Origin of the sequence: Streptomyces sp. NPDC087859 (genome assembly GCF_044742595.1) — a bacterium.
Lineage (GTDB): Bacteria > Actinomycetota > Actinomycetes > Streptomycetales > Streptomycetaceae > Streptomyces > Streptomyces canus_F.
Genome location: NZ_JBIUUU010000011.1, coordinates 198382 through 224796, shown reverse-complemented (window position 1 = coordinate 224796; position 26415 = coordinate 198382). Strand labels below are relative to the sequence as shown.

Sequence of the window (26415 nt, the reverse complement as noted above, 5' to 3'; positions counted from 1 at the left end):
TGCCTCCGGTCTTCCCTTGGTGCACGACTTGTAACGGGGTTCATCGTGGGTGACCATGGAGGCCGGCCGTAAGGAGGCAGTCCGATGTCCCAGAGGAACACCGGTGTTACCGTCCAGGCAGTGAACGCGCACGCCTGCCCCGTCCGCGAAGTTCTTGACAGGGTCTCCGGCAAATGGAGCGTCCAGATCCTGGTGGCCGCCGCCCACGGACCCATCCGCTTCACCGAGTTGGAGCGCAGCATCGAGGGCATCAGCCGCCGCATGCTGACCCTGACGCTGCGCAACCTGGAGCGCGACGGGCTCGTGACCCGTACCGTGCACCCGACGGTCCCGCCCAAGGTCGAGTACGAACTCACGACGGCGGCCCGGGAGTTGCACGAGACCCTGCAGCGCCTGACCGACTGGGCCGAGCGCAACAGGGTCTACATCGCCGAGTCGAGGGCCGCCTACGACACCGAGCACCAGCCGGAGCTGGTCGACGCCTAGGCCTTCCTACGGTGTGGCGAGTGCCTGCGTCGGCGACACCGTGCAGCCCGGATCGCCGGGTACAGGCCCGCCCGGAGCGCGCGGTGTCCGCTCCTCGCGGTGCCCTACACCCGGCGCGGGGAGGCCAGCAGGTACCGGGCTCTGGTCCGCGGCTCGGTGTACTCGCCGACCTGCCAGCCCGCCCCCTCCAGGGTGGCCGCGCAGGCCCTGAGCGCGGCGGCGTCCGGCTCGCGCACGGCGACCGCCTCGGGCTGCGGCGTCACGCGCACCCGGTATCCCCCGGCGCCCTCTCCGGTCGCCGGACGGTGCCCGGCCGCCTCCAGAGCGAGGGCGGCGGCCTGCACCAGATGCGTGCGCTCCCAGCCGCAGGGCCGGTCCGTGGCCCCGTCCGGGTTCGTCATCCGGCGCAGCTCCAACAGCCCCTGCCAGGCGCTGTGCACCTCCCGCACCCGTGCCGCACCGGCGGCCGGCGGGTCCTCCTCGCCGCCGATACGCGCGGCGAACACCCCGGCGGCCGAGGGCGCCTCGGGCTCCGGTGCGGGCGCCGCCGGTTCGGCTTCGCGGATCCGGTGCCCGGCCGGCGTCAGGAAGTGGTCGTGCGGGGGCCGGGGGTGCCGGAACGCGAGCCCGTGCTTCACCAGGGCCGCGAGCTGGGCCTCCGTACCCCTGAGCCGTCCGGTGACGGGATCGGCGCCGTCGATGACACGCCGCTGTGCGGCGGTCGGCGGTCGTGTCACGGCGTGCTCCTCCCCGTCGGCAGGCCGATCAGACAGGCGATCACCGTCCGGCGGTCAACCCACTCGAAGACTACGACGGGGGTCTGACATCGGGTCTGACATTCCACCCCGCCACCACCGGCCGCCCATGCTCCGTGCCCAGTCGGCACACCGTCCCCGTCGCCAGCTGGAACAGCGCCCCCTGCGCCGCCGGCAACCCGAGCCGCCGTGCCGTGAGCACCCGCAGGAAGTGCCCGTGGGCGACCAGCAGCACCACGCCCTCGGTGTTGGCGAGGGCCGCGTCCACCTTCGCCAGGACCCGGTCGGCCCGCTCGCCGACCTGTTCCGGTGTCTCCCCGGGACGGTCCGGCGGCCCCGGTGCGACCCCGTCCGTGAACAGGAACCAGTCCGGCCGGGTGCGCTGGATCTCGACGGTGGTGATCCCCTCGTAGCCGCCGTAGTCCCACTCCCGCAGGTCGACGTCGACCCGGGCGTCGGGCACCCCGATGAGCTCGGCCGTCTCGCGGGCCCGCTGCAGGGGGCTGACGAAGGCCGCGCCGATGCGGTGCGAGCGGATCAGCGGCACCAGGCCGCGTGCTTCCGCCCGCCCGCGCTCGGTCAGCGGTACGTCCGTCCATCCGGTGTGCCGTCCGGACCGCGACCACTCGGTCTCACCGTGCCGGACGAGAAACAGGTCACCCACGCCGTCCTCCTGCCATGCCTGTCAGCACGGTGTCATGCGGCGTGGGCGGCCCGCACGACGGACTCGGCCAGACGGCCGTTCTCGGGGGAGGCGCCCTCGCCGGACGGGAACGCGAAACGGCGCCGCGTATAGGCGTACGCCACCCCGCTCGCCGGGTCGGCGAAGCCGAGCGAGCCCGTCGCGCCGCTGTGCCCGATCGTGTGCTCGTCGAGGAACGGGTACAGCCTGGTCAGATACTCGAACCCGAGCCCGAAGTGGCCCGACTGCCCGGTGACCAGATCCGTCCCCGGTGTCCGCCGGCCCCCGAACGCGGCGACCGTCTCCCGGGTGAGCAGCGGCGCCCGCCCGTCCACCGTGCCGATCGCGGCGGCGTACATCCGGGCCACCCCGCGCGCGTTGCCCACCCCGCCCGAGGAGGCGGGCCCGAGGGCGCGCACGGTACGGCTGTTGCCGAAGGCCACCAGGTCGGTCGGCTCGGGCGCGTTCATGTTGAAGGAGACGCCCCGGATGCTGTCGGGCGCCGGAGCCCGCTCCAGGAGTGCCTCCAGCTGCTCCTCCGTAGGATCAAGCGGCAGCACCTCCCGCCACCGCGCCTCCAGTTCCTCGGGCAGCCCGAGGTGGAAGTCGATCCCGTACGGCGCCCGGATCCGCTCCTCGTACAGTTCCTGGACCGTCCGCCCGGTGACCCGCCGCACCACTTCTCCGGTGAGCGCGCCGATCACGAAGCCGTGGTAGCCATAGGCCGTCCCCGGCTCCCACAGCGGTTTCTGCCCGGCGAGCCGCGCGGCGCTCAGCCGGTCGTCGGCCAGCTCCTCGGCGGTGAACCCGCCGTCCACGCCGACGACACCCGAACGGTGCTCCAACAGCTCCCGCAGTGTGAGCCGTTCCTTTCCTTCCGCCCCGAACTCGGGCCAGTAGGCGGCCACTTCACGGTCCAGGTCGAGCACGCCGTCCTGGACCAGCAGGGCGACCACGAGGTGTGCGGCACCCTTGGTGATGGAATACAGGCTGGTCAGCGAGGAGCCGCTGATGTCCTCCCCGGCCCACAGGTCGACCACCTGCCGGCCGCCCGCGTACGCCGCCAGCTGTGCGCCCGGGTCGTGCGCCTCCTCGGCGACGAAGGCGGCGAACTCCTCGCGCACGCCCTCGAAGCCGTCGGCCACGGTGCCCTGCACGTCGTACGACATCCCGCTTCCCCCCAGTCGTCGGTCCCGTATGGAGTCGATCAACAGGAAGCGGGTGTCCGGCATTCCCTACTGCCGGTAGCCGCTCAGGAACCGCCCGATCCGCCCGATCGCCGCCTCCAGGTCGTCGGCGTGAGGGAGCGTCAGGATGCGGAAGTGGTCGGGGGTAGGCCAGTTGAAGCCGGTGCCCTGGACGACCTGGATCTTCTCCCGCAGCAGCAGGTCCAGGACGAACGTCTCGTCGTCGTGGATCTTGTACACCTTGGGGTCGAGCCGCGGGAACGCGTACAGCGAGCCCTGCGGCTTCACGCACGACACCCCGGGGATCTCGTTGAGCTTCTCCCAGGCCACGTTGCGCTGTTCGTACAGCCGCCCGCCCGGCACGGTCAGCTCGCGGATGGACTGGCGGCCGCCGAGCGCGGCCTGGATGGCGTACTGGGCGGGGGCGTTGGCGCACAGCCGCATGGAGGCCAGCATGGTCAGGCCCTCCAGATAGTCCTTGGCGTGCTGCTTGGGGCCCGTGATCACCAGCCAGCCCGAGCGGAAGCCGGCCACGCGGTACGTCTTGGACAGACCGCAGAAGGTCAGCACGACCAGGTCGGGGGCGAGGGCCGCGGCCGAGTGGTGCACGGCGTCGTCGTAGAGGATCTGGTCGTAGATCTCGTCGGCGAAGACCATCAGGCCGTGCCGGCGGGCGAGGTCGAGGATGCCCTCGACGATCTCCTTCGGATAGACCGAGCCCGTGGGGTTGTTGGGGTTGATGATCACGACGGCCCGTGTGCGGTCCGTGATCTTCGACTCCATGTCGGCCAGGTCCGGGTACCAGTCGGCCTGTTCGTCGCACAGATAGTGGACCGCCTTGCCGCCGGCGAGGGTGGTGACCGCCGTCCAGAGCGGGAAGTCCGGGGCGGGGATGAGGACTTGGTCGCCGTCCTCGATGAGCGCCTGCACGGCCATCGAGATCAGCTCGGAGACGCCGTTGCCGAGGAAGACGTCGTCGACGTCGATCTCCAGGCCCAGGGTCTGGTAGCGCTGCGCGACCGCGCGGCGGGCGGAGAGGACGCCCTTGGAGTCCGTGTAGCCGTGCGCCTGGGGGAGCATCCGGATCATGTCCTGGACGATCTCCTCCGGCGCCTCGAAACCGAAGAGCGCCGGGTTGCCGGTGTTGAGGCGCAGCACGCTGTGCCCTGCCTCCTCCAGCGCGTTCGCGTGCTCGATCACCGGGCCGCGGATCTCGTAACAGACCTCGCTGAGCTTGCTGGACTGCCGGAACTCCATGCGCTGCTGCCTTTCCGGTTTCTTGTGTTGCTTGGTTTTACCAAGTAGCCGCTTGGAAAGTCCAACGACTTGTCTAGACTGCGTCGCATGTCACCTCGCCGAAGCTACGACCAGTACTGCTCCGCCGCGCGTGCGCTCGACACCGTCGGCGACCGCTGGACCCTGCTGATCGTCCGCGAGCTGCTCGCAGGCCCGCGCCGCTACTCGGACCTGCACGCGGATCTGCCGGGCGTCAGCACGGACGTACTCGCCTCGCGGCTGAAGGACATGGAGCGCGACGGACTGGCCACCCGGCGCCGGCTGCCGCCGCCCGGTGCGGCGAACGTCTACGAACTCACGAGCCGGGGACGGGAGTTGCTGCCCGTGCTCCAGGCGCTGGGCGCGTGGGGCGAGGCGGAACTCGGAGAGCTGCGGCCGACGGACGCGGTGCGGGCACACTGGTTCGCGCTGCCGATGCTGCGAGCCCTGCGGGACCGGGGGGACGGCGAGGGGCTCGTCGAAGTCCGGCTGGAGGAAGGGCACTTCCATCTGAACGTCGGCGCCGAGGACGGGCCGGTCTACGGCGACGGGCCCGCGCCCGGGGAGCCCGACGCGCGGCTCGTCCTGGACACGGCGACCTGTACGGCCATCAGTCGCGGAGAGGTGAGCGTGACCGACGCGGTCCGGGACGGACGTATCGAAGTGACCGGCGACGGAGCGCTCGCGAAGGCCCTGCGGGAGGCATGAGACAGGCATGCGAGAAGGCCCGCCGCACTGAGCAGCGGGCCTTCTCGCAGAACCTTTCGATGTCCCGTCAGGCGCCCGGCGGCACCTGCCGCGGGCGTCCCGCCCCGCGCGTCAGGGTGTATCCGCCGACCCCCGCGAGCGCGGCCAGCACACCGCCCAGCACGGTCCACACCCAGCGGTCGGACCACCAGCCCGAGGACCAGCCGTCCTCGGGCTCGATGGCGGACAGCACGGCCGACGACTCCGAGGTCTCCTCGTCGGACGCGGACGTGACCGCGATGCCCGGCACCAGCGGCTCGGCCAGTGAGCCGTCCACCGCCGCCGCGCCGCCGATGTCCTTGGAGTCGGCCTGCACCGAGGCGTCGACCGGCTGGCCGAGGTCGGCCGTGGCGAGGCCGACGGCCGTCAGCCGGATGTAGTACGTGCCCGGCAGCGGGTCGTTCGCCCACGGCTCCGACCAGGCGCGGACCGTGCGCAGCACACAGGCCAGCTCCACGGAGCCCGCGTCCGCCGCGGCGGTGCGGGTCTGCGCGCCGTACTGGCAGGCCTGGCGGCGGCGCAGTCCGTCGTACACGTCGACCTGCCAGGTCTGCGCGGCATGCGTCTTCGGCAGCTTCACCGTCGCCTTCACGGTGGGGCGCTGTCCGGCGTCCGCGGGGAACGACCAGTACTGGTAGTCACCGGTGGAGCCGCTCGCCGTGGCCTGCTGCCCCTGCTCGATCTCGGTCGCCGTGCGGAACGACGTACCGGCCGAGGTGGGGGCGGAGTCGTCGGCGGAGGCCGAGGGGGAGGGCGACGAGTCGGCCGCCGCGGGGGAGACCGCCAGCCCGAGCATGAGCGCCGCGGCGCCCAGCACGCGTGTGATCCTCATCAGTTGGTCCTCCAGACCGCGAACCGCCAGCGCGACAGCCAGCCCCAGAGCACACCGGCGAGGAAGCCGGTGAGGATCAGTACGCCGAGCAGCCACCAGCCACGTCCGAGACCGAACGAGGCCACGTCGTCGGCGGCCGAGGGCGCGTCCACGACGTCCACGGTCAGTTCGAGCGGCAGACCGGGCGTGGTCTTCACACCGGAGGCGGCCGAGAAGGAGTGGGTGACCTGGAGGCAGACGACTTCGGGTGCCGGCTTGTCGCTGTCGTCGTCGTCCCGCTCGGGCTTCGGGTAGCGCAGCCCGGTGGAGATGACGTCCGTGCGTCCGTTGCCCGCGGCCTCGCCGCGCACGATCTCACGTCCGTGCACGGTGACGGCCCGCAGCAGTGCCCCGTGGGCGGGGTTCACGGCCCGGTCGGCCGCCACACTCACCGAGGCCCGCAGCTCCTGTCCGTTGAAGACCTCCACGCGGTACCAGCGCTCCTGCCCGAACTCCTCGCGGTCCGTGTAGAGCCCGGACTTCAGCGTGGGCGCCTTCGCGCACTCGGCGGCGCCCTCGGTGGCCACCGGCGTCACCACCGGGTCGGCCGCCCGGTCCACCAACTGGTTGACCTTGTCGGTGAGTTCCTCGGTGTGCTCCACCGAGGTGTACGTCCCGCCCGTCGCCTCCGCGATGCAGCTCAACTGCTGCCGCATCTTGGTGTTCGGGACCAGGCCGAGCGTGTCGATGGTCAGACCGATGCCCTTGGCGGCGATCTCGCGGGCCACCTCGCACGGGTCGAGCGGGGCGCAGGTGTCCTCGCCGTCGCTGATCAGGACGATCCGCTTGGAACCGGCGCCCTCGGTGAAGTCGCCGGCCGCCTTCAGCAGCGCGGGACCGATCGGCGTCCAGCCGGTGGGGGAGAGGGTCGCCACCGCCGTCTTGGCCTCGGTACGGTCCAGCGTGCTGACCGGATACAGCTGCGCGGTGTCCTTGCAGCCCGTCTTCTGGTTGTCGCCGGGGTAGTTGGCGCCGAGGGTCCGGATGCCGAGCTGGACCTCCTCGGGCGTCGCGTCCAGCACCTCGTTGAAGGCCTGCTTCGCCGCGGCCATCCGGGTGCCGCCGTCGATGTCCGCCGTCCGCATGGAGCCGCTCACGTCGAGGACGAGGTCGACCTGGGGAGCGGTCCCGCCCGTGGGTTCGCCGGCGGCCGCCCCGGTCGGGAGGGCGATCCCGGCCGTGAGGGCGGCGAGCAGGGTGCACACTCCTGCCGCCAGCCGTTTACGTGTGATCATCGGCGGATCCTATTGATCAGGAGTGCCGCACTCCAAAACGGGCCGGGTTCGGCAGCCGCGCCCACTGGTCTCCGGGCGTCCCCGGTGACAGCCTCATCAGCGTCAACGCCTTCGCGGGCAGCGGGTTCTCGAGAAGCGCCACCAGATCCGGAGTGCGCGGAAGATCTCCTACGACGGTCTCCAGCGCCGCGCCCAACGCCGCACCCGAACCCGCCGTCCCCGCCAGGGCTCCGGCGATCAGCGCCCCGAACAGCTTGCGCCGCAGGGCGGTTTCGTCGTCCGTGACGATCCGGCCCGTCAACTCCGGTACCGGGAGCCCGTGCCGCGTCAGCCGCGCCGGACTGACCCGGATGTCGGCCAGGTCGCGATAGACCAGCCGCAGCGGGGCGCCCGTCGAGGACAGCACCACCAGGAGGTTCTGGCCGTGCGCCTCCAGCGCCACACCCAGCTCCAGCAGCCGCAGCCCCACGGTGAGCGCGAGACGCGCGAACTCCGCCAGCCAGGCCGGGGATCGGGGCAGCCCGGTGGTGGCGAGCGCGGCCACCGGGACGACACGCTCGCCGCTCCCGGCGTACATCTGCGGCGATTCGCGCAGGACGGCGGCCAGGTCGGGGGAGTCGGCCGTCGCCGCGCCCAGGGTGCGGGTGAAGTGCAGCAGACCGTCCGTGTGCGCGGTGAGCGTCTCGGCGAACGCCGACAGGGTCGCCGACAGGCCGATCGAGTAGACGGAGATGTCCCGCACCGAGGACGTCAGCCGGGCGCTCAGGGCCGTCTTCACATGCGGACCGCCGTCGGCCAGGGCCAGCGTGCGCAGGGACATCAGCGGATGCGCCACCGGCCCCTCGTCGCCCGCCCGCTTCAGCACATGGGCCGCCTGCCAGGGATGCGCCGGGATCAACAGCCGCTCCCCGTCCCGCATCCCGTCCGGCCATACGCCGGTCACCAGGCACTCGTCCGCCCTGACCGGCAGCAGGCGCAACGCGACGAGCGGCCGGTGCTCGGGCCCGTACGCCAGCTGCTCGGCCACCGAGAAGCCGGGCCGGGAACGGCAGTTGGGGTGGTACGGATGCCCGTCGACCACCCGCTGCTCCCACTCCCGGTCGGTCCCGGGCCACTCGTCCGACGGGTTCTGCTGCCCGGCCCGTGACAGCGCCATGGAGGCGACGCTGTGGCCGAGCTCGGCGGCCAGATCCGGGCCGTGCGGTACGCCGAGGTCGGTCGTCAGCCGTGCCGGATCGTCGTACGCCAGGTCGTCGAGGTGGACGACGGTGACGTACGCGGCGGTCGCGTACGGGTCGGCGGGCGGCCCCTGGAGCCGGCGTCCGTCACGAAGGCGCAGGACGAGAGCGTCCCGGGTGCGTTCGCGACGGGTGACCCAAGGCAGCGGCTCATGGGCCAGCGCCCGCCACAGCCGGGTCAGCACGGCCGCGCGGGCGCCGGGGAGCTCGGCCGTGTACCGCGACACGAGGTCGGGGCGCACTTCGGCCAGTTCCTCGGCGACCTCGGCCTCGGCGGTGGGGGGACGGTGCACGGGCTGGCTCCTCGGGTACGAGTAGGGCGTCACGGCGGGGGTGACGACATAGATACTGATCGTCTCCGCCCGCCCGTAGAGAACGAGTGAACCGCGTGGACCTCATTCCCCCGGCCGCCGCTGACGCCCATGCCGCGGCGCCGTTGCTCAACTGTCTGCTGCGCGAGGTCGCCGAGCCGCTCCCGGGCCCCGGCGAACCGCGCACGCACAGGTTGCCGAGCGGCCGACTGCTGCGGGTGCGCGGCGGACGGCGGCCCGCGGACCCCGAGGTGGACACCGGCGGTCACTGGCGGCGCGTCGGCCACACCGAACTCGTGAAGCTCGTCGTCGAGGAACTGACCCGCCACACCGGCCTGTCCAACCCCGAACTGCCCGCCGAGATGATCGACAGCCGGGACGCGGTGGCCGCGATCCTCGCCGCACGCGCGCGTGCCACCCCGCCCGTGGACCCGTACCTGCTCTCCGAGCAGTCCCTCCTCACCGGCCACCCGTACCATCCCGCCCCCAAGGCGCGCGGCGGCGGCCCGGCCGCGGGCTGGCTGCCGTACGCACCCGAGGCGCACGCCCGCTTCCCGCTGACGCTGCTGGGCGTACGCGAGGACACGGTCGTGGACGAGGGCGACACCGCCGCCCTGGACGCCCTCGGCGCGGCCCCGCCCGGCTACCGGCTGCTGCCCGCCCACCCCTGGCAGCTCGACCTGGTCGACCTCTCGGACGCCTTCGCCGACGGCCGTCTGATCCGCCTCGGCACCACCGGCTTCGACGCCTGGCCCACGGCCGCGATCCGCACCCTGTACGCCCCCGGGCACGACCTGTTCCTGAAGTTCAGCCTCGACGTGCGGATCACCAACGACATCCGCCGCCTGTGGCGCCACGACCTGCTGAAACTCCGCACGACCGACACCGCGGCGGCCCGCGCGTTCGCCGGGGGGCCGGGAGCCTGGCTGTCGGACCGCGGCTACCGCACCGCCGACTTCGCCTTCGAGGAACTGGCGGTCCTGGTCCGCGACGGCTTCCACGGCCACCTCAGGACCGGCGCCACCCCGCTGCTGGCCGCGGGCCTCGTGGAGGGCTTCGACGGCAGCCCGTCCGGAGGCGCGGCCTGGTGGGAGGCGTATCTGCGCGCCGTCGTACCGCCCGCCCTCGCGGCTTTCGCCGACCACGGCGTCGTACTCGAAGCCCATCTGCAGAACACGCTGATCGCCGTCGACGCCGACGGGACACCCGTGCAGGCGCTGTTCCGGGACGCCGAGGGCGTGAAGCTGCTGTCGGACGTGGGCCGGGCGGCCGGGTGGGAGCGGCTGGTGTACACGCTGGTCGTGAACCATCTGTGCGAGGTCGCGGCCGTCCTCGCCGAGCGGCACCCCGGTCTCGACCCCTGGCCCGCCGCCCGCCGCGAACTGGCCCGCCACGACCTCCCGGAGACCAGGGCCCTCCTCGCCTCGCCCACCCTCCCCGGCAAGACCAACCTGCTGCTGCGCTGGACCGGGGCCGACGGCGCGGACGCGCGCTACCTCCCCCTGCCGAACCCCCTGGCCGCCACATGATCTGAATTACCCTGGCCCGTGTGCTGCGCGATGTGACTGCTGTTCGATACGTGACCCCGCTGCGGTCCGGCGGCTCCGTGCCCGGAGTCGTCGAGGCCGACGACCTGGGGACGTACGTCGTGAAGTTCACCGGCTCCGCACAGGGCCGCAAGGCCCTGGTCGCCGAGGTGATCGTCGGCGAGCTGGCCCGCGCGCTCGGACTGCGCTTCCCCGAACTGGTCCTCGTGCACTTCGACCCGGCGATCGCCGACAGCGAGCCCCACCAGGAGGTGCGCGAACTCCACGGCGCCAGCGCGGGGGTCAACCTCGGCATGGACTACCTGTCGGGCGCCGCGGACTTCACCCCGGAGGTCGCCAGGACGTTCCGGGTCGATCCCCTGGAGGCGGGCCGGATCGTCTGGCTCGACGCCCTGACCGTGAACGTGGACCGTACGGTCCACAGCTCCAACCTCATGGTCTGGCCCACGCTCGGCGTCGCGCCCCCGCGCCTGTGGCTGATCGACCACGGCGCGGCCCTCGTCTTCCACCACCGCTGGGACGGCTCGGACCCCGCCAAGCGCTACGACTTCCGCCACCACGCCCTCGGCCACTACGCCCCCGACGTACGCGCCGCCGACGCGGAGCTGGCGCCGAAGGTCACCGAGGAACTGCTGCGCGCCGTCGTCGCCGAGGTCCCCGACGCCTGGCTCACCGACTTCGACGCGCCGTCCCTGGCGCGGGAGGCCTACGTGGAGTACCTCCACGCGCGCGTACAGGCCTCCCAGGCCTGGCTGCCCACCGACTTCCCCACCCGGGAGGAACTCGCCGCGGAGGAGGCCCTCCGCGCGGCGAAGACACAGCAGGGCCGTCCGGACTGGCTGAAGCGGGTCCCCGACCTGCACGGCAAACCGGCGGCGGAACAGGATTGGTCGGTACACCTCGGATGAGTCCCGTCGTACAGATCGAGTACTGCACCCAGTGCCGCTGGCTGCCCCGCGCGGCCTGGCTGGCGCAGGAGCTGCTCACGACCTTCGAGACGGAGCTGGGCGAGCTGTCGCTCAAGCCCGGCACCGGTGGCGTCTTCGTCGTCCGGGTCGACGACGAGGTCGTCTGGGACCGCAGGAAGCAGGGCTTCCCGGAGCCCACCGCCGTGAAGCAGGCCGTACGCGACCGAGTGGCCCCGGGAAAGTCCCTGGGCCACTCGGACAAGGCCGCGCAGGAGGACGTCAGCCCTTGAGCTGCTCGTACGCGGGCAGCGTCAGGAAGTCCGCGTAGTCGGCGTCGAGGGAGACCTCCAGGAGCAGGTCGTGCGCCTGCTGCCAGTGGCCGGCGGCGAACGCCTCCTCGCCGAGCTCCGCGCGGATGTGGGTCAGCTCCTCGGCGGCGATCTCGCGGGCCAGCTCGGGCGTGGCCTTCACCGTCTCTCCCGCGTGCTCGAACTCGACGCCCGCGTTGATCCACTGCCAGATCTGCGAGCGCGAGATCTCGGCGGTGGCCGCGTCCTCCATCAGGTTGAAGATGGCGACCGCGCCGAGACCGCGCAGCCAGGCCTCGATGTAACGGATGCCGACCTGCACGGCGTTGACGAGACCGTCGTACGTCGGCCTGGCGTCCAGCGAGTCGATCGCGATCAGGTCGGCCGCCTCGACGTGGACGTCCTCGCGGAGGCGGTCCTTCTGGTTCGGCCGGTCGCCGAGCACCTTGTCGAAGGACTCCAGGGCGATCGGGACCAGGTCGGGGTGGGCGACCCAGGAGCCGTCGAAGCCGTCGCCGGCCTCGCGGTCCTTGTCGGCGCGGACCTTCTCGAAGGCGACCTTGTTGACCTCGGCGTCCCGGCGGGACGGGATGAACGCCGCCATGCCGCCGATCGCGTGCGCGCCGCGCTTGTGGCAGGTGCGGACGAGGAGTTCGGTGTACGCCCGCATGAACGGGGCCGTCATCGTCACCAGGTTGCGGTCCGGCAGGACGAACTTGGCGCCGCCGTCACGGAAGTTCTTGACGATGGAGAACAGGTAGTCCCAGCGGCCCGCGTTCAACCCGGAGGCGTGGTCGCGGAGTTCGTAGAGGATCTCCTCCATCTCGTACGCCGCCGTGATCGTCTCGATCAGGACGGTGGCGCGGACGGTGCCCTGCGGGATGCCGACGTAGTCCTGCGCGAAGACGAACACGTCGTTCCACAGGCGGGCTTCGAGGTGCGACTCGGTCTTGGGGAGATAGAAGTACGGGCCCTTGCCGAGGTCGAGCAGACGCTGGGCGTTGTGGAAGAAGTACAGGCCGAAGTCGACGAGGGCGCCCGGCACCTGGGAGCCGTCGGCGTCGACGAGGTGGCGCTCGTGGAGATGCCAGCCGCGCGGCCGCATCACGACGGTGGCGAGCTCCTCGTCCGGGCGCAGCGCGTACGACTTGCCCGACCTCTCGTCGGTGAAGTCGATGTTCCGGGTGTACGCGTCGGCGAGGTTGACCTGGCCGAGGATCACGTTCTCCCAGGTGGGCGCCGAGGCGTCCTCGAAGTCCGCGAGCCAGACCTTCGCACCCGAGTTGAGGGCGTTGATGGTCATCTTGCGGTCGGTGGGGCCGGTGATCTCGACGCGGCGGTCGTTGAGGGCCGCGGGGGAGGGGGCCACCTTCCAGGAGTCGTCCGCGCGGATCGCGGCGGTCTCCGGGAGGAAGTCGAGCGTGGAGGTGCGGGCGATCTGGGCGCGGCGCTCCGCGCGGCGGGCGAGGAGCTCGTCACGGCGGGGCGTGAACCGGCGGTGCAGCTCGGCCACGAAGGCGAGGGCCGCGTCGGTGAGCACCTCCTCCTGCCGGGGCAGGGGCTCGGCGTCGACGATGGCCAGCGGGGACGGCGCTGGTGCGGACATGAGCTGTCACTTCCTTCAGCGTTGGCACCGGGTGCCACTCGAACCGGGTACGGCGAGGAACGCCCTGGGAGGGGTAGGGCGCTTCTGATCAGTGGATACTAGTTTCCTCATCGTGGAAGTTCAATGGTTTGTTGATATCGAGATTCTCCGAGTCGAGGGAACGTGGCGCTGAGTGCCACCCCGCTCACTCAAGGTGCTGCAGATCTTCGACGGTGTCGATGTCGTACGGCCGGGCGACGTCCCCGCACTCGACGAGGGTGATCTCCCCGGCGCGTTCCTTCAGATAGGCGCGTGCCCCCCGGTCCCCGGTGGCAGTCGCGGCGATCCCCGCCCAGTGGGCGGACCCGAAGAGCACGGGATGTCCGCGGACGCCGTCGTAGGCGGCCGAGACCAGGGAGTCGGGGGACGTGTACGCGCCGAGCACGCGCGCGTACGCCTCGGGTCCGATACCGGGCTGGTCGACCAGCGACACGAGCGCGGCCCGCACGTCCGTGCCGGAGAACGAGTCGAGACCGGCTCGAAGCGAGGAGCCCATGCCCTGCTCCCACTCGGGGTTGTCCACGAGCACGCAGCCGTCGAGCCGCGCGGTCTCGCGTACGGCGTCGGCGGCCGCGCCCAGCACCACGTGCACGCGCGCGCAGCCCGCCGCGCGCAGGACGCCCACCGCGTGTTCGATCAATGGCCTGCCGCGATGTCCGAGCAGCGCCTTGGGGCGTCCGCCCAGCCGCCGGCCGCCCCCCGCGGCGAGGAGCAGCCCGGCGACCTGGTGCGCGTTGTCCGTCATGCGTCCTGCATACCTGACGCCCCGCGTACTGGCCGGTTTCCGGGGGCTGAATTTCGGTCCGCGCAGTGGCGCGGCCCCTGTCGGCTGGCGTTTACTGACCCCCGTCCCCGGCGCCCGACCAACGCCATGGGGCGGTTCGGGCGGGATCACGACGTAGGGCGCACAACGGCGTGCGAGGGGGGAGAGCTGTGTTGCGGAGCTTGGGACAGAGGCCGTCAGTGACCGGCAGCGACGAGGACCCCAGGGTGGCGGGCTTGCGGACCGCGGTGTCCCGGCTGCGCCGCGAACTCGCCGCGCATCCGGCGGAGTTCCCCGACCGGGGCATCGCCGAGGACGAACTCGCCGCGCTGGCCGCGATGACGATCGACGGGACACCGGAGGTGCCCCGGCTGCGGAGGTCGCTGCTGCTGATCGCGGCGGCGATCGGGTCGGTGAGCGCGCTGTCGCGGGGGCTGACCGACGTACGGAACGCGGTGGATCTGTTCGGGGAGCCGCGGCGCTAGGTTCGGAGCGGCCCGCGGTACGGGAACGGCCCCCGGTAGCCGTGGTCCGAGGTGCGGTGCTCGAACTCCGCGCACAGCCAGGTCTCCTGGACGAGCTCGGTCTGTGCGTGCCAGACCGCGAAGATGCCGTGCGGCCCGTGTTTGCCGTCCACCCGGCGGTAGAGGTCCTTGGCGTCACGGAAGCAGGCCAGTCCCGCCATCATCGGGCTGCCGGCCGGGTGGTAGTCGGACCAGGCGCACGCGACGCAGGCCCGGAGCCGGGCCGCTCTCGGCAACTCGCGCTGGAGGGCGTGCAGGGCGTGCTCGAGGTCGCCCGGGCCGTCGACGACGTGGTACTCGTGTCCGCCCAGCCGCAGGGTGGCGGTCAGCGTCTCCGCGTCCAGGCCGCGCCCCGGACCCGCTGGGCCCCCCATCCGCAGGGCGCAGTGCAGCACACCCGGCCGCACGCCGTCCCCCGCCACGTCGACGGGCAGCGGAACCTCCCACTCCAGGAGGCAGGAGCACAGGCCTCCGTCGAAGAAGGAGAACGGGAGCTCGGGCGGCTCACCGCCCAGGGCGCCGAGATCGTCCATCGTCTCGCCCTCGAAGCGGACGCCCCTGATCGTCGTGCGGATCAGCTCCCGGCCGTCCGACTCGATGAGGATCTCCTCGGTGCCGTGCCGGTCGGTGTACCGGCCCGGCCAGCGCGTTAAGCCGGTCATGCGGGGCTCTGGGTCGCCAGTGCCTCGGACAGTTCCCCGGCGACCTGCTGGAGCACCGGCACGATCTTGTCCGTCGCCGCCTCGGTGACCCGGCCCGCCGGACCGGAGATCGAGATGGCGGCGGCGGTGGGGGAGTCCGGGACCGACACCGCGAGGCAGCGGACGCCGATCTCCTGCTCGTTGTCGTCCACCGCGTAACCGAGCTGCCGTACGTCCGCCAGGGCCGCGAGGAAGCCCTCCGGCGTGGTGATCGTCTTCTCCGTCGCGGCCGGCATGCCGGTACGGGCGAGCAGGGCGCGCACCTCGGCGTCCGGGACGTTCGCCAGCAGGGCCTTGCCGACGCCCGTGGAGTGCGGCAGGACGCGCCGGCCGACCTCGGTGAACATGCGCATCGAGTGCTTGGACGGCACCTGGGCGACGTACACGATCTCGTCGCCGTCGAGCAGCGCCATGTTCGCCGTCTCGCCGGTCTCCTGGACCAGCCGGGCCAGGTAGGGGCGGGCCCAGGTGCCCAGCAGCCGGGCCGCGGACTCGCCGAGGCGGATCAGACGCGGGCCCAGCGCATAGCGACGGTTGGGCTGCTGACGGACGTAACCGCAGGCCACGAGCGTGCGCATGAGACGGTGGATGGTAGGTAGCGGCAGTCCGCTGCTCGCGGAGAGCTCGCTCAGGCCGACCTCGCCGCCCGCGTCCGCCATCCGCTCCAGCAGATCGAAGGCGCGCTCGAGGGACTGGACCCCGCCAGTGGTGGACTTGGCGGAGTCGGTGGTGCTGGCGCTGGACGTCGGCACGGCGCGTTCCTTTCGGGGCGGGCGGGAAAGGGCAGAAGCCTACCCGCCAGTCGGTTGACTCCCCGTTGGTGCGTAGCTACGTTCTGCCTGTCGGAATTCTAATTCCGCCTTGTGGAAACGTCCAGAGTGTGGCGCATCGAAGCCCTCTGGAGAAGTGTGCCCTTGACGGCGCGGAAGCGGGAGTGAAGACTCCTTCAACAGAACGTTGAATTCCGTTACGTGGAAGTAAATCCCGTTTCCCGGAAGTAACAACGGCGACAGAGAGGGGTCCGGGTGTCCGACGTAGAACTGGTGCTGCGCTCGACGCGCGTCATCACTCCGGAAGGGACGCGTGCCGCTTCGGTCGCCGTCTCCGCCGGGAAGATCACGGCCGTCCTGCCGTACGACGCCGCCGTCCCGGAGGGTGCCCGGTTGGAGGACGCCGGCGACCACGTCGTCCTGCCCGGCCTGGTCGACACCCATGTGCACGTCAACGACCCGGGCCGCACCGAGTGGGAGGGCTTCTGGACCGCCACACGCGCGGCGGCGGCCGGCGGCATCACCACCCTCGTCGACATGCCCCTCAACTCCCTGCCGCCGACGACGACGGTCGACAACCTCCGGACGAAGCAGGAAGTCGCCGCCGACAAGGCCCACATCGACGTCGGCTTCTGGGGCGGCGCCCTGCCCGACAACGTCAAGGACCTGCGCCCGCTGCACGAGGCCGGTGTCTTCGGCTTCAAGGCGTTCCTGTCCCCGTCCGGCGTGGACGAGTTCCCGCACCTCGACCAGGACCGGCTCGCCCGGTCGCTGGCCGAGATCGCCTCCTTCGGCGGCCTGCTGATCGTGCACGCCGAGGACCCGCACCACCTGGAGGCCGCCCCGCAGCAGGCCGGCCCCAGGTACGCCGACTTCCTGGCCTCCCGTCCCCGTGACGCCGAGGACACCGCGATCGCCCAGCTCATCGCCCAGGCGAAGCGGCTGGACGCCCGGGTGCACGTCCTGCACCTCTCGTCGAGCGACGCGCTCCCGGTCATCGCCGCCGCCAAGGCCGAGGGCGTCCGCGTCACGGTCGAGACCTGCCCGCACTACCTCACCCTCACCGCCGAGGAAGTCCCCGACGGTGCCAGCGAGTTCAAGTGCTGCCCGCCGATCCGCGAGTCCGCCAACCAGGACCTGCTCTGGCAGGCGCTGGCCGAGGGCACCATCGACTGCGTGGTCACCGACCACTCGCCGTCGACGGCCGACCTGAAGACGGACGACTTCGCGACGGCGTGGGGCGGCATCTCCGGCCTCCAGCTGAGCCTCGCGGCCGTGTGGACCGAGGCGCGCAGGCGTGACCACTCGCTCGAGGACGTCGTCCGCTGGATGTCCACCCGGACCTCCGAACTGGTCGGCCTGGACCACAAGGGCGCCATCGAGGCCGGCCGCGACGCCGACTTCGCGATCCTCGCGCCCGACGAGACCTTCACCGTCGACCCGGCGCGGCTCCAGCACCGCAACCGCGTGACGGCGTACGCGGGCAAGACCCTGTACGGCGTCGTGAAGTCGACCTGGCTGCGCGGCGAACGCATCGTCCAGGACGGCGAGTTCACCGAGCCGAAGGGCCGACTCCTCGCCCGGGACCACTGAACCAGACCCCCGCACCCGCAGCGGCCGACTCTCGAAAGGCAGACCTTTGACGGCGATTCCGAGCTTCACCGGCGACGCGAACCCGTACGGCGGCGGTGACCCGTACGCGGACTACCGCACCGCCGATTTCCCCTTCACCCAGTACGCCGACCTCGCCGCCCGGCAGCTCGGTGCCGGAGTCATCGCCGCCAACGACGAGTTCTTCGCCCAGCGCGAGAACCTGCTGATCCCTGAGCGCGCCGAGTTCGACCCCGAGCACTTCGGGCACAAGGGCAAGATCATGGACGGCTGGGAGACGCGCCGCCGCCGCGGTGCCTCCGCCGGGCACCCGTGGCCCACGGCCGAGGACCACGACTGGGCGCTGGTCCGCCTCGGCGCGCCCGGCGTGATCCGTGGCATCGTCGTCGACACGGCCCACTTCCGCGGCAACTACCCGCAGGCCGTGTCGGTCGAGGGCACGTCGGTGGCGGGCTCGCCGTCGCCGGAGGAACTGCTGGGCGACGACGTGAAGTGGACGACGCTGGTCCCGCGCACGGCGGTCGGCGGCCACGCGGCGAACGGCTTCGAGGTGGCGGTCGAGCAGCGCTTCACGCACCTGCGCGTCAACCAGCACCCCGACGGAGGCATCGCGCGCCTGCGGGTGCACGGCGAGGTCGTCCCCGACCCGAAGTGGCTCGACGTCCTCGGCACCTTCGACGTGGTCGCCCTGGAGAACGGCGGGCAGGCCGAGGACGCCTCCAACCTCTTCTACTCCCCGGCCTCCAACACCATCCAGCCGGGCCGCTCCCGCAAGATGGACGACGGCTGGGAGACCCGCCGCCGCCGCGACCAGGGCAACGACTGGATCCGCTACCGCCTGGTGGCCCAGTCCCAGATCCGCGCGATCGAGATCGACACGGCGTATCTGAAGGGCAACAGCGCCGGCTGGGCCTCGGTGTCCGTCAAGGACGGCGAGAACGGCGAGTGGACGGAGATCCTCCCGCGCACCCGCCTCCAGCCCGACACCGACCACCGCTTCGTCCTCCCGGCCCCGGCGGTCGGCACCCACGCGCGCGTGGACATCTTCCCGGACGGCGGCATCTCCCGACTGCGGCTGCACGGCTCCCTGACGGAGTCCGGCGCGGCGGCCCTGGCGGCCCGCCACCAGGAGCTGGGCGGCTGACACCCGCACGCACGCGTGGGGCGCACCAGGGCCGTCGGGCCCGGTGCGCCCCACGCGCGTGTCAGGCCGCGTGGCCTCCGTCCACCGCGAACTCGGCGCCCGTGACGTACTCCGCCCCCACCAGGTACGCGACCATCGACGCCACCTCGTCGGCCGTCCCGAACCGCCCGAGCGCCGTCATCGCCGACTGGCCGGAGGCGTACGGACCGTCCGCCGGGTTCATGTCGGTGTCGGTCGGGCCGGGGTGGACGATGTTCGCGGTGATGCCGCGGGGGCCCAGTTCCCTGGCGAGGGCCTTGGTGAGGCCGATCAGGGCCGACTTGCTGGTCGCGTAGAGGGTGCCGCCGGGGCCCGGCACCCGCTGGGTCATACAGGTGCCGACGGTGATGATCCGGCCACCGGACGACATCCGTGCGGCCGCCGCCTGCGAGGCCAGGAACACCCCGCGCACATTGACCGCCAGCACCCGGTCCACCTCCGCGAGTGACAGGTCCTCCAGCGGGCCCAGCACCCCCACGCCCACGTTGTTCACCAGCACGTCCAGGCCGCCCAGCGCCTCCGCGGCGCGGTCCACCGCCCCCGCCGCCTCCGCCGCGTCCGCGGAGTCCGCCCGCAGGGCCACCGCACGGCGTCCCACCGCCTCGACGGCCCGTACGACGTCCTCGGCCGCCTCCTTTCCGTTCACGTACGTGAGGGCCACGTCCGCGCCCTCCCGGGCCAGCCGTACCGCCGTCGCCGCGCCGATACCGCGGCTGCCGCCCGTGACGAGAGCCGCCTTGCCGTTCGAAGAAGTAGTCATGGCTCCATCCCAGTGGTCCGCGGGCGCCTGTGCTGGCGGCGAACGGACACCGAGGCCGGAAGGCCGGAACTCTTTCCTCCGCTTCCCGCGTTCTCCTGACGTGACCCTTCAGCAAGACATCGTCGGCAACGCCATGCAGATGGCGGTCGTCAGCCTGCAGCCCGGCCAGACCGTGTACTGCGAGGCCGGAAAGTTCCTGTTCAAGACCACGAACGTCACCATGGAGACCCGCCTCGGCGGCCCGTCGAACCCCGGCGGACAGCAGCAGCCCCAGGGCGGCGCCGGCGGCAGGGGCGGCATGCTCCGCCAGGCCATGGGCACCGCCATGCAGGTCGGTCAGCGCGCCCTCGCGGGCGAGTCGCTCGCGTTCCAGTACTTCACCTCGACCGGCGGCGAGGGCACCGTCGGCTTCGCGGGCGTCCTGCCCGGTGAGATGCGGGCCCTGGAGCTCGACGGCACGCGCGCGTGGTTCGCGGAGAAGGACGCCTTCGTCGCCGCCGAGTCCACCGTCGACTTCGGTATCGCCTTCCAGGGCGGCAGGACCGGCATGAAGGGCGGCGAGGGGTTCGTCCTGGAGAAGTTCACCGGCCGCGGCACTGTGATCATCGCCGGCGCCGGAAACTTCATCGACCTCGACCCGGCCGACTTCGGCGGCCGCATCGAGGTCGACACGGGCTGCGTCGTCGCCTTCGAGGAGGGCATCCGCTACGGCGTCCAGCGCGTCGGAGGCCTCAACCGCCAGGGCCTGATGAACGCCGTCTTCGGCGGTGAGGGCCTCTCCCTGGCCACCCTGGAGGGCCACGGTCGCGTCATCCTCCAGTCCCTCACCATCGAGAGCCTCGCCAACGCCCTGAGGAAGGCCCAGGGCGGCGACAAGCAGGGCCCGACGGGCGGTCTGTTCTCCACGAACGCCGGGTGACGCGCCACCGATGAGTTGCGGGCGCCGGTGGGGTCTGAGCTGATGACAACAGACCCCACCCGAGAGAAGGCACCCGTCATGGGCAAGCTCGTCTCCCAGATCTTCCTCACCCTCGACGGCGTCTACCAGGGCCCCGGCGGCCCCCAGGAGGACACCAGGGGCGGCTTCGAGCAGGGCGGCTGGACCGTCCCGTACGCCGACGAGGACTTCGGCCGGTTCGTCGACCGGGTCTTCGCCGACGTCGGCGCGTTCCTCCTCGGCCGTCGTACGTACGACATCTTCGCCGGGTACTGGCCGAAGGTCACCGACCCCGCCAACCCGGTCGCCGCGAAGCTCAATGGCCTGCCGAAGTACGTCGCCTCCTCCACCCTCACCGACCCGGAGTGGGCCGGCACCACCGTCATCGGCGGTGACCTCGCCAAGGAGGTCACCACCCTCAAGGAGCGCACCGACGGCGAGATCCAGGTCCACGGCAGCGGAGCGCTCCTGCGGTCCCTGCTGAATCTCGACCTGATCGACACCGTCCACCTGATCACCTTCCCGGTCGTGCTCGGCGCCGGCCGCCGCCTCTTCACCGAGGGCGGCCTGCCGACCGCCTTCACGCACCGGAGCGGGCTCATCACCTCCACGGGCGCCTCCATCCAGACGTACGACCTGGCGGGACGGCCGGAGTACGGGTCGTACGAGCTCCCCGAAAACCCCTAGGCGAAGTCCGGCCGCGCGGGTACGGTGATCGCTCCGCGTGCGAGCCACCGACGTCTCCGCATCACCGATGGAGACCGGGAGAGCCGCCCAGATGTCCTCGATCGCCGTACCGGGCGTCCTCGCGCCCCGCCGCACCTGGCTGACCGACCTGCCCGTCCTGCTCGTGGCGGTCGTGTGGGGCGCGAGCTATCTCGCCGCCAAGGACATCACCACCGCCCGCACGGTGATCGCGGTCCTGGTGCTGCGCTTCGCGATCGTCCTGCCCGCCCTCGTGGCCGTCGGCCGGCGCTCGCTGCGCGCCCTCAGCGCCGCCCAGTGGCGCGGGGCCGGGCTCCTCGGGCTGATCCTCAGCGGGATCTTCCTGCTGGAGACGTACGGAGTCGTCCACACCTCGGCCACCAACGCGGGCCTCATCATCAGCCTCACCATGATCTTCACACCGCTCGCCGAGGCCGCCGTCACCCGCGTCCGCCCCTCACGGGCCTTCCTCGGCGCCGCCGCCCTCTCCGTGCTCGGCGTCGTCCTGCTCACCCAGGGCGGCGGCTTCACCTCGCCCTCCCTCGGCGATCTGCTCATGCTGCTCGCGGCCCTGGCCCGCACGGTCCACGTCCTGGCCATGTCCCGCGTCAAGTCCGTCCAGGGCGCCGACGCGCTCTCCCTGACCACCGTCCAACTCGGCGCCGCCGTGGCGGTGTTCGCCCTCCTGGCGACCGGTGCCGACGCCACGCCCTGGCAGACGGCCGTGGACTTCGGGCCGCGCGAGTGGGCCGGGCTGCTGTTCCTGTCCGTGTGCTGCACGTTGTTCGCCTTCTTCGTGCAGATGTGGGCGGTCCGCCGCACCTCCCCGTCCCGGGTCAGCCTGCTGCTCGGCACCGAGCCCCTGTGGGCCGCCCTGGCCGGCATCGCGCTCGGCGGGGAACGGCTCGGCGTCCTCGGCCTGGCGGGTGGCGCGCTGGTGCTTGTGGGGACCGCGTGGGGACGCCGGGCGGCAGGTTAACTCCGCGAAAACTCATCGGACTTGACGGTGAAAATCTCCGGAGTTGTCATTGACATGCCACTGTCTACGCGCGTCATCATGAGGGCATGAGATTCCCCCCACGAATCACTCGTATCGGCGCCGCGGCCGCCGTCCTGTCCGCGCTTCTCGTCGGCGGCACCGTCGCCACGGCCTCCCCGGCGGGCGCCGCGGTCGGCAGTATCTGCTACGGCGCCCTGCCCTCCCAGGCGCACGACACCCTCGACCTGATCGAGCAGGGTGGCCCCTACCCGTACTCCCAGGACGGCACCGTCTTCCAGAACCGGGAAGGCGTCCTGCCCAGCCAGTCGAGCAGCTACTACCACGAGTACACGGTCATCACGCCCGGATCGTCCACGCGCGGAGCCCGTCGTATCGTCACCGGCCAGAAGACCCAGGAGGACTACTACACGGCGGACCACTACGCCACGTTCAAGCTGGTCAACTACAGCTGCTGAGCCGAGTCGGACGTCGTCGGGGCGTCGGGGAACGGTGCGGCGGGCCGGAGCTCCGGTCCGCGTTCAGCCCGATTTCCGGCTCTCCGCGGCGGCGAACAGCGCGATCGCCAGGACGAGCAGGGCGACGCTCGCGTAGAGCCCGTGGCCGTCGAGGAAGCCGATCCGCTGCACGAGTCCCCAGTGCCAGTCGGTGAACTCGTGCACCAGGCCGGCGACGCCCTGCACCAGGGCGAGGAATCCGAGCAGTTCCAGCAGTTGCTTCATGCGCATACGCTCGCCCCGCGGACCCCCCACGAACATCGGCCGCGGGGCGAGGCGCATGCGACGGAAGTCTCCGCTCCACGCGGTCCGGCCGCGCCGAAAGTAGGCGGCCCGCCGACTTTGGTCGGAGATCCCGTCCGCGCGGAGGTGACACGGGTCTTCCGTGCGTAGATTTGTCGACCGTGAGTGGAGACGAGCACGCAGTGGTGCCCCCGGCGTTCGCGGGGCGGCGCTGGCTGATGCCCTCGGCCGTCCTGAAGGAACTCGACCCGGACGGCGAGCGCCCCGGACGGCGGCCCCGGCGCACCGCGCGCGACTGGCTCGTCGACTTCAGCTGCTTCGGGGTGGCCGTGATCATCGGCCTGGTCGGCGCGGACGCGGTGACCTCCAACCCCCATGTCCCGGACGCCCTAGCCCGCCTCGACCAGGCGATCGGCGCGGTCGCCTGCGCCGCGGTGTGGCTGCGCCGCCGCTGGCCCGTCGGGCTGGCCGTCGCCACGCTCCCCGTGGGACTCGTCTCGGACACCGCGGGCGGCACCTGCGTCATCGCCCTGTTCACGCTCGCCGTGCACCGGCCGTTCCGGTACATCGCGTGGGTGGGCGGGGCCAACATCGCACTGATCCCGCTCTACTTCTGGATCCGGCCCGACCCCGAGCTGCCGTATCTCGTCACGGTCCTCATCTTCGTGCTGATGACCGCGGTGGTGGTCGCCTCGGGCATGGTCGTACGGTCCAAGCGGCAGCTCGTGCTGAGCTTTCAGGACCGCGCCCGGCGCGCCGCGACGGAGGCCCGGCTGCGGGCCGAGCAGGCGCAGCGGCTGGCCCGCGAGGCCATCGCCCGTGAGATGCACGACGTCCTCGCCCACCGGCTGACCCTGCTCAGCGTGCACGCGGGCGCGCTGGAGTTCCGGCCCGACGCACCCCGGGAGGAGGTCGCCCGCGCGGCCGGCGTCATCCGGGAGAGCGCGCACGAGGCGCTCCAGGACCTGCGGGAGATCATCGGTGTCCTGCGGGCCGGGGAGCAGGACGACACGGGCCGCCCCCAGCCGACCCTCGCCGCGCTGGACGCGCTGGTCGCCGAGTCCCGTGAGGCCGGCATGAAGGTCCTCCTCGACGCCCGCGTCACCGACCCCGCCGCCGTCCCCGCCTCCATCGGCCGCACCGCCTACCGCATCACCCAGGAGGGCCTGACCAATGCCCGCAAACACGCCCCCGGCGCCGAGGTCACCGTCTCGGTCGAGGGCGCGCCCGGCGAGGGTCTCACCGTGACCGTCCGCAACCCCGCACCCGAGGGCGAGGTGACCCCCGTACCGGGCTCCGGACAGGGACTCATCGGGCTGACCGAACGGGCGTCGCTGGCCGGCGGACGACTCGAGCACGGGCCCGAGCCGAGCGGGGGGTTCGGGGTGCGGGCGTGGCTGCCATGGGCGTGAACCGGGCGCCGCACTCTGGGATCCGAGGCAACTCTCCGCAGCCCGCGCGTCGTTGACGCAGCCTCGGCGCGGTGACGGCGGTCCCGGCACGGAGTGCGGCCGTGTGGCCGACGACAGCCGGTAGGACCCCGAAACCGTGATTACGTAAGCCTCATGACCGCGATCAGACTGCTCCTCGTCGACGACGATCCGCTGGTTCGGGCCGGCCTGTCCCTGATGATCGGCGGTGCCGACGGCATCGAGATCGTCGGGGAGGCCGCCGACGGCAAGGACGTCGACGCGCTCGTCGACCGCACCCGCCCGGACGTCGTCCTCATGGACATCCGGATGCCGTCCATGGACGGCATCACCGCCACCGAACGGCTGCGCACCCGGCCCGACGCCCCCCAGGTCGTGGTCCTCACCACCTTCCACGCCGACGAACAGGTCCTGCGCGCCCTGCGCGCGGGCGCCGCCGGGTTCGTCCTCAAGGACACCCCGCCCGCGCAGATCGTCGACGCGGTACGCCGGGTCGCGGCCGGCGACCCCGTCCTGTCGCCCACCGTCACCCGGCAGTTGATGCACCACGCGGCCGGCACCGCCGCCGACACCCGCCGGGCACGCGCGCGTGAGCGGATCGCCGCCGTCAACGACCGTGAGCGCGAAGTGGCCGTCGCGGTCGGCCGGGGCCTGTCCAACGCCGAGATCGCCGCGGAACTCTTCATGAGCGTGGCCACCGTCAAGACCCACGTCTCACGCGTCCTGGCCAAGCTCGACCTCAACAACCGGGTGCAGATCGCGCTGCTCGCTTATGACGCGGGGCTGTTGGAGGAAGGGGCCGACGCCGCGGAATCCGGGGAATCGGGGGAGGGCGGGCACTAGCGGGTCGTGCTGTGCGTTCTCGGAGTGAGGGGAAGGGATCTTCATGGCAGAAGTGGTCGACCTGGGCGAGTTCGGCGAGGCCTTCCGCACGGACCCGCATCCCGTGTACGCGCGACTGCGTGAGCGCGGCCCGGTGCACCGGGTCCGGCCGCCGGGCTCCGATCCCGGCTACTGGGCCTGGCTCGTCGTCGGGCACGAGGAGGCGCGGGCGGCGCTCGCCGACCCCCGGCTGTCCAAGGACGGCCGCCGCATCGGTGTCACGTTCCACGAGGAGGAGCTGATCGGCCGCCATCTGCTGGGCGCCGACCAGCCCGAGCACACCCGGCTGCGCGGCCTCGTCTCCCGCGCCTTCACGACGCGCCGCGTGGAGGAACTGCGGCCCAGGATCCAGGAGATCACCGACGACCTCCTCGACACGATGCTGCCGTACGGCCGCGGCGACCTGGTGCAGTCCCTCGCCTACCCCCTGCCGATCACCGTGATCTGCGAACTCCTCGGCGTGCCCGAGATGGACCGCACGGAGTTCCGGAAGGTGTCGACGGAGGTGGTCGCGCCCACCAGCCCCGAGAACGCCTACGACGCCGTCGTCCGGCTCGACGCGTACCTGCGCGAGCTGATCGAGGACAAGCGGTGCGCCGGACCGGGCGACGACCTGCTGAGCGACCTCATCCGCACCACCGCCGAGGACGGCGACCGGCTCTCCCCGCAGGAACTGCTGGGCATGGCCTTCCTCCTGCTGATCGCCGGCCACGAGACGACGGTCAACCTCATCACCAACGGCGTCCACGCCCTGCTCACCCACCCCGACCAACTCGCCGCCCTGCGCGCCGACATGAGCCTGATCGACGGCGCGGTCGAGGAGACACTGCGCTACGAGGGCCCGGTGGAGAACGCGACGTTCCGCTACGCCGCCGAACCCCTGGAGATCGCGGGCACCGCCGTCGCCGAGGGCGACCACGTCATGGTCGGCCTCACCGCGGCCGACCGCGACGGCACCCGCTACCCGGCCCCGGACACCTTCGACATCCGCCGCGACCCCCGGGGCCACCTCGCCTTCGGCCACGGCATCCACTACTGCCTGGGCGCCCCGCTGGCCCGCCTGGAGGCACGTACGGCGATCCGGAGCCTGCTGGACCGCGCCCCGGACCTGGCCCTGGACGGACCGCCGGGGGAGTGGCTGCCGGGGATGCTGATACGGGGGCTGCGGAGCCTGCCGGTGCGCTGGTAGGCCGTACAGGGCCAGGTGCGGGGCAGGG

General features: G+C 72.0%; 28 protein-coding genes. 15 read left to right on the top strand and 13 right to left on the bottom strand.

The genetic code is table 11. From position 1 onward, the window contains the following. Positions 1-84 precede the first annotated feature (84 nt). On the top strand, positions 85-486 hold the full coding sequence (locus tag ACIOHP_RS27555) for a helix-turn-helix domain-containing protein (protein WP_361541453.1): 402 nt from the start codon (positions 85-87) through the stop codon (positions 484-486). Between the two features lie 104 nt (positions 487-590). On the opposite strand, the gene ACIOHP_RS27550 is transcribed toward ACIOHP_RS27555, so the two are convergent. The 4 genes from ACIOHP_RS27550 to ACIOHP_RS27535 all read right to left on the bottom strand — a co-directional run bounded on the left by ACIOHP_RS27550 (position 591) and on the right by ACIOHP_RS27535 (position 4367). After that, complete coding sequence (locus ACIOHP_RS27550; protein WP_401891690.1) at positions 591-1223, bottom strand: hypothetical protein; 633 nt, start codon at positions 1221-1223, stop codon at positions 591-593. A gap of 70 nt (positions 1224-1293) precedes the next feature. Continuing rightward, entirely contained in the window at positions 1294-1905 is a 612-nt protein-coding gene (locus tag ACIOHP_RS27545) for a histidine phosphatase family protein (protein ID WP_327720206.1), read from the bottom strand. A gap of 32 nt (positions 1906-1937) precedes the next feature. After that, the gene (locus ACIOHP_RS27540) at positions 1938-3092 is read right to left on the bottom strand and encodes a serine hydrolase domain-containing protein (RefSeq protein WP_401891688.1); all 1155 of its coding nucleotides are present in this window, start codon (positions 3090-3092) and stop codon (positions 1938-1940) included. Between the two features lie 66 nt (positions 3093-3158). After that, positions 3159-4367 carry a pyridoxal phosphate-dependent aminotransferase gene (locus ACIOHP_RS27535; protein WP_401891687.1) on the bottom strand — a complete coding sequence of 403 codons (1209 nt, stop codon included), beginning with the start codon at positions 4365-4367 and terminating at the stop codon, positions 3159-3161. 87 nt (positions 4368-4454) lie between these two features. Here ACIOHP_RS27535 and ACIOHP_RS27530 point away from each other — a divergent pair, with 87 nt between their 5' ends. Further along, positions 4455-5093 (top strand): winged helix-turn-helix transcriptional regulator, encoded by a 639-nt coding sequence (locus ACIOHP_RS27530; protein WP_401891686.1) that lies wholly within the window; start codon positions 4455-4457, stop codon positions 5091-5093. Positions 5094-5160: 67 nt separating this feature from the next. Here the strand turns inward: ACIOHP_RS27530 and ACIOHP_RS27525 are convergent, their stop codons facing one another. From ACIOHP_RS27525 to ACIOHP_RS27515, 3 genes are read right to left on the bottom strand one after another with little or no spacing between them, the layout of a single operon-like run. Further along, on the bottom strand, positions 5161-5964 hold the full coding sequence (locus ACIOHP_RS27525; protein WP_401891684.1) for a hypothetical protein: 804 nt from the start codon (positions 5962-5964) through the stop codon (positions 5161-5163). Beyond that, on the bottom strand, positions 5964-7238 hold the full coding sequence (locus ACIOHP_RS27520) for a VWA domain-containing protein (RefSeq protein ID WP_401891683.1): 1275 nt from the start codon (positions 7236-7238) through the stop codon (positions 5964-5966). The genes ACIOHP_RS27525 and ACIOHP_RS27520 overlap by 1 nt, the downstream gene beginning before the upstream one ends. Positions 7239-7254: 16 nt before the next feature. Then, positions 7255-8769 carry an IucA/IucC family protein gene (locus tag ACIOHP_RS27515; protein WP_401891682.1) on the bottom strand — a complete coding sequence of 505 codons (1515 nt, stop codon included), beginning with the start codon at positions 8767-8769 and terminating at the stop codon, positions 7255-7257. A gap of 86 nt (positions 8770-8855) precedes the next feature. Here ACIOHP_RS27515 and ACIOHP_RS27510 point away from each other — a divergent pair, with 86 nt between their 5' ends. Genes ACIOHP_RS27510 through ACIOHP_RS27500 form a run of 3 tightly spaced genes read left to right on the top strand, consistent with a single transcriptional unit; the run spans position 8856 to position 11532 of the window. Beyond that, positions 8856-10316 (top strand): IucA/IucC family protein, encoded by a 1461-nt coding sequence (locus ACIOHP_RS27510; RefSeq protein ID WP_401891680.1) that lies wholly within the window; start codon positions 8856-8858, stop codon positions 10314-10316. A gap of 20 nt (positions 10317-10336) precedes the next feature. Next, positions 10337-11242: a HipA family kinase gene (locus ACIOHP_RS27505; protein ID WP_401891679.1), complete on the top strand. Its 906-nt coding sequence runs from the start codon at positions 10337-10339 to the stop codon at positions 11240-11242. Then, positions 11239-11532, top strand: a complete 294-nt coding sequence (locus tag ACIOHP_RS27500) for a SelT/SelW/SelH family protein (protein ID WP_361541420.1) — start codon at positions 11239-11241, stop codon at positions 11530-11532. Before ACIOHP_RS27505 ends, ACIOHP_RS27500 begins: the two co-directional genes overlap by 4 nt. On the opposite strand, the gene aceB is transcribed toward ACIOHP_RS27500, so the two are convergent. Next, a complete protein-coding gene (gene aceB / locus ACIOHP_RS27495) occupies positions 11522-13156 on the bottom strand; it encodes a malate synthase A (protein ID WP_401891677.1) in 1635 nt (544 codons plus the stop codon). The genes ACIOHP_RS27500 and aceB overlap by 11 nt on opposite strands. Before the next feature lie 184 nt (positions 13157-13340). Next, complete coding sequence (locus ACIOHP_RS27490) at positions 13341-13940, bottom strand: NTP transferase domain-containing protein (protein WP_401891675.1); 600 nt, start codon at positions 13938-13940, stop codon at positions 13341-13343. Positions 13941-14158: 218 nt separating this feature from the next. Between ACIOHP_RS27490 and ACIOHP_RS27485 the strand changes: the two genes are divergently transcribed. Next, positions 14159-14443 (top strand): DUF5955 family protein, encoded by a 285-nt coding sequence (locus ACIOHP_RS27485; RefSeq protein ID WP_361481887.1) that lies wholly within the window; start codon positions 14159-14161, stop codon positions 14441-14443. On the opposite strand, the gene ACIOHP_RS27480 is transcribed toward ACIOHP_RS27485, so the two are convergent. Both ACIOHP_RS27480 and ACIOHP_RS27475 read right to left on the bottom strand, forming a co-directional pair. Then, positions 14440-15144 (bottom strand): DUF6304 family protein, encoded by a 705-nt coding sequence (locus ACIOHP_RS27480; protein ID WP_401891673.1) that lies wholly within the window; start codon positions 15142-15144, stop codon positions 14440-14442. The two genes, ACIOHP_RS27485 and ACIOHP_RS27480, sit on opposite strands and share 4 nt — an antisense overlap. Next, a complete protein-coding gene (locus ACIOHP_RS27475; RefSeq protein WP_307024138.1) occupies positions 15141-15935 on the bottom strand; it encodes an IclR family transcriptional regulator in 795 nt (264 codons plus the stop codon). The genes ACIOHP_RS27480 and ACIOHP_RS27475 overlap by 4 nt, the downstream gene beginning before the upstream one ends. Before the next feature lie 273 nt (positions 15936-16208). Here ACIOHP_RS27475 and allB point away from each other — a divergent pair, with 273 nt between their 5' ends. Next, the gene (gene allB, locus ACIOHP_RS27470; RefSeq protein WP_401891671.1) at positions 16209-17546 is read left to right on the top strand and encodes an allantoinase AllB; all 1338 of its coding nucleotides are present in this window, start codon (positions 16209-16211) and stop codon (positions 17544-17546) included. A 46-nt stretch (positions 17547-17592) separates the two neighbouring features. Beyond that, on the top strand, positions 17593-18708 hold the full coding sequence (alc, locus tag ACIOHP_RS27465) for an allantoicase (protein WP_361541401.1): 1116 nt from the start codon (positions 17593-17595) through the stop codon (positions 18706-18708). Positions 18709-18769: 61 nt separating this feature from the next. Here alc and ACIOHP_RS27460 read toward each other — a convergent pair whose 3' ends face one another. Then, the gene (locus tag ACIOHP_RS27460) at positions 18770-19507 is read right to left on the bottom strand and encodes an SDR family oxidoreductase (protein ID WP_401891670.1); all 738 of its coding nucleotides are present in this window, start codon (positions 19505-19507) and stop codon (positions 18770-18772) included. A gap of 100 nt (positions 19508-19607) precedes the next feature. Here ACIOHP_RS27460 and ACIOHP_RS27455 point away from each other — a divergent pair, with 100 nt between their 5' ends. From ACIOHP_RS27455 to ACIOHP_RS27440, 4 genes are all read left to right on the top strand, one after another. Continuing rightward, positions 19608-20426, top strand: coding sequence for an AIM24 family protein (locus ACIOHP_RS27455; protein WP_401891668.1), 819 nt, complete (start codon positions 19608-19610; stop codon positions 20424-20426). Between the two features lie 78 nt (positions 20427-20504). Beyond that, positions 20505-21131: a dihydrofolate reductase family protein gene (locus ACIOHP_RS27450; protein ID WP_401891883.1), complete on the top strand. Its 627-nt coding sequence runs from the start codon at positions 20505-20507 to the stop codon at positions 21129-21131. 91 nt (positions 21132-21222) lie between these two features. After that, positions 21223-22128 (top strand): DMT family transporter, encoded by a 906-nt coding sequence (locus ACIOHP_RS27445; protein WP_361541929.1) that lies wholly within the window; start codon positions 21223-21225, stop codon positions 22126-22128. Between the two features lie 86 nt (positions 22129-22214). Next, positions 22215-22604, top strand: coding sequence for a ribonuclease domain-containing protein (locus ACIOHP_RS27440; RefSeq protein ID WP_401891667.1), 390 nt, complete (start codon positions 22215-22217; stop codon positions 22602-22604). Between the two features lie 63 nt (positions 22605-22667). Here ACIOHP_RS27440 and ACIOHP_RS27435 read toward each other — a convergent pair whose 3' ends face one another. Continuing rightward, entirely contained in the window at positions 22668-22868 is a 201-nt protein-coding gene (locus ACIOHP_RS27435) for a hypothetical protein (protein WP_401891665.1), read from the bottom strand. A 170-nt stretch (positions 22869-23038) separates the two neighbouring features. Between ACIOHP_RS27435 and ACIOHP_RS27430 the strand changes: the two genes are divergently transcribed. The 3 genes from ACIOHP_RS27430 to ACIOHP_RS27420 all read left to right on the top strand — a co-directional run bounded on the left by ACIOHP_RS27430 (position 23039) and on the right by ACIOHP_RS27420 (position 26387). Further along, positions 23039-24298, top strand: a complete 1260-nt coding sequence (locus ACIOHP_RS27430) for a sensor histidine kinase (RefSeq protein WP_401891664.1) — start codon at positions 23039-23041, stop codon at positions 24296-24298. Between the two features lie 153 nt (positions 24299-24451). Next, positions 24452-25159, top strand: a complete 708-nt coding sequence (locus ACIOHP_RS27425; protein WP_361541388.1) for a response regulator transcription factor — start codon at positions 24452-24454, stop codon at positions 25157-25159. Positions 25160-25202: 43 nt separating this feature from the next. Next, entirely contained in the window at positions 25203-26387 is a 1185-nt protein-coding gene (locus tag ACIOHP_RS27420) for a cytochrome P450 (RefSeq protein ID WP_401891662.1), read from the top strand. Positions 26388-26415: the final 28 nt, after the last annotated feature.

Excerpts from the sequence above, each read along its gene's own strand:
- ACIOHP_RS27555 (WP_361541453.1), top strand. The coding sequence starts at position 85 with ATGTCCCAGAGGAACACCGGTGTTACCGTCCAGGCAGTGAACGCGCAC.
- ACIOHP_RS27540 (WP_401891688.1), bottom strand. The coding sequence starts at position 3,092 with ATGTCGTACGACGTGCAGGGCACCGTGGCCGACGGCTTCGAGGGCGTG.
- ACIOHP_RS27535 (WP_401891687.1), bottom strand. The coding sequence starts at position 4,367 with ATGGAGTTCCGGCAGTCCAGCAAGCTCAGCGAGGTCTGTTACGAGATC.
- ACIOHP_RS27530 (WP_401891686.1), top strand. The coding sequence starts at position 4,455 with ATGTCACCTCGCCGAAGCTACGACCAGTACTGCTCCGCCGCGCGTGCG.
- ACIOHP_RS27525 (WP_401891684.1), bottom strand. The coding sequence starts at position 5,964 with ATGAGGATCACACGCGTGCTGGGCGCCGCGGCGCTCATGCTCGGGCTG.
- ACIOHP_RS27520 (WP_401891683.1), bottom strand. The coding sequence starts at position 7,238 with ATGATCACACGTAAACGGCTGGCGGCAGGAGTGTGCACCCTGCTCGCC.
- ACIOHP_RS27500 (WP_361541420.1), top strand. The coding sequence starts at position 11,239 with ATGAGTCCCGTCGTACAGATCGAGTACTGCACCCAGTGCCGCTGGCTG.
- aceB (WP_401891677.1), bottom strand. The coding sequence starts at position 13,156 with ATGTCCGCACCAGCGCCGTCCCCGCTGGCCATCGTCGACGCCGAGCCC.
- ACIOHP_RS27490 (WP_401891675.1), bottom strand. The coding sequence starts at position 13,940 with ATGACGGACAACGCGCACCAGGTCGCCGGGCTGCTCCTCGCCGCGGGG.
- ACIOHP_RS27480 (WP_401891673.1), bottom strand. The coding sequence starts at position 15,144 with ATGACCGGCTTAACGCGCTGGCCGGGCCGGTACACCGACCGGCACGGC.
- ACIOHP_RS27460 (WP_401891670.1), bottom strand. The coding sequence starts at position 19,507 with ATGACTACTTCTTCGAACGGCAAGGCGGCTCTCGTCACGGGCGGCAGC.
- ACIOHP_RS27450 (WP_401891883.1), top strand. The coding sequence starts at position 20,505 with ATGGGCAAGCTCGTCTCCCAGATCTTCCTCACCCTCGACGGCGTCTAC.
- ACIOHP_RS27445 (WP_361541929.1), top strand. The coding sequence starts at position 21,223 with ATGTCCTCGATCGCCGTACCGGGCGTCCTCGCGCCCCGCCGCACCTGG.
- ACIOHP_RS27440 (WP_401891667.1), top strand. The coding sequence starts at position 22,215 with ATGAGATTCCCCCCACGAATCACTCGTATCGGCGCCGCGGCCGCCGTC.
- ACIOHP_RS27435 (WP_401891665.1), bottom strand. The coding sequence starts at position 22,868 with ATGAAGCAACTGCTGGAACTGCTCGGATTCCTCGCCCTGGTGCAGGGC.
- ACIOHP_RS27425 (WP_361541388.1), top strand. The coding sequence starts at position 24,452 with ATGACCGCGATCAGACTGCTCCTCGTCGACGACGATCCGCTGGTTCGG.
- ACIOHP_RS27420 (WP_401891662.1), top strand. The coding sequence starts at position 25,203 with ATGGCAGAAGTGGTCGACCTGGGCGAGTTCGGCGAGGCCTTCCGCACG.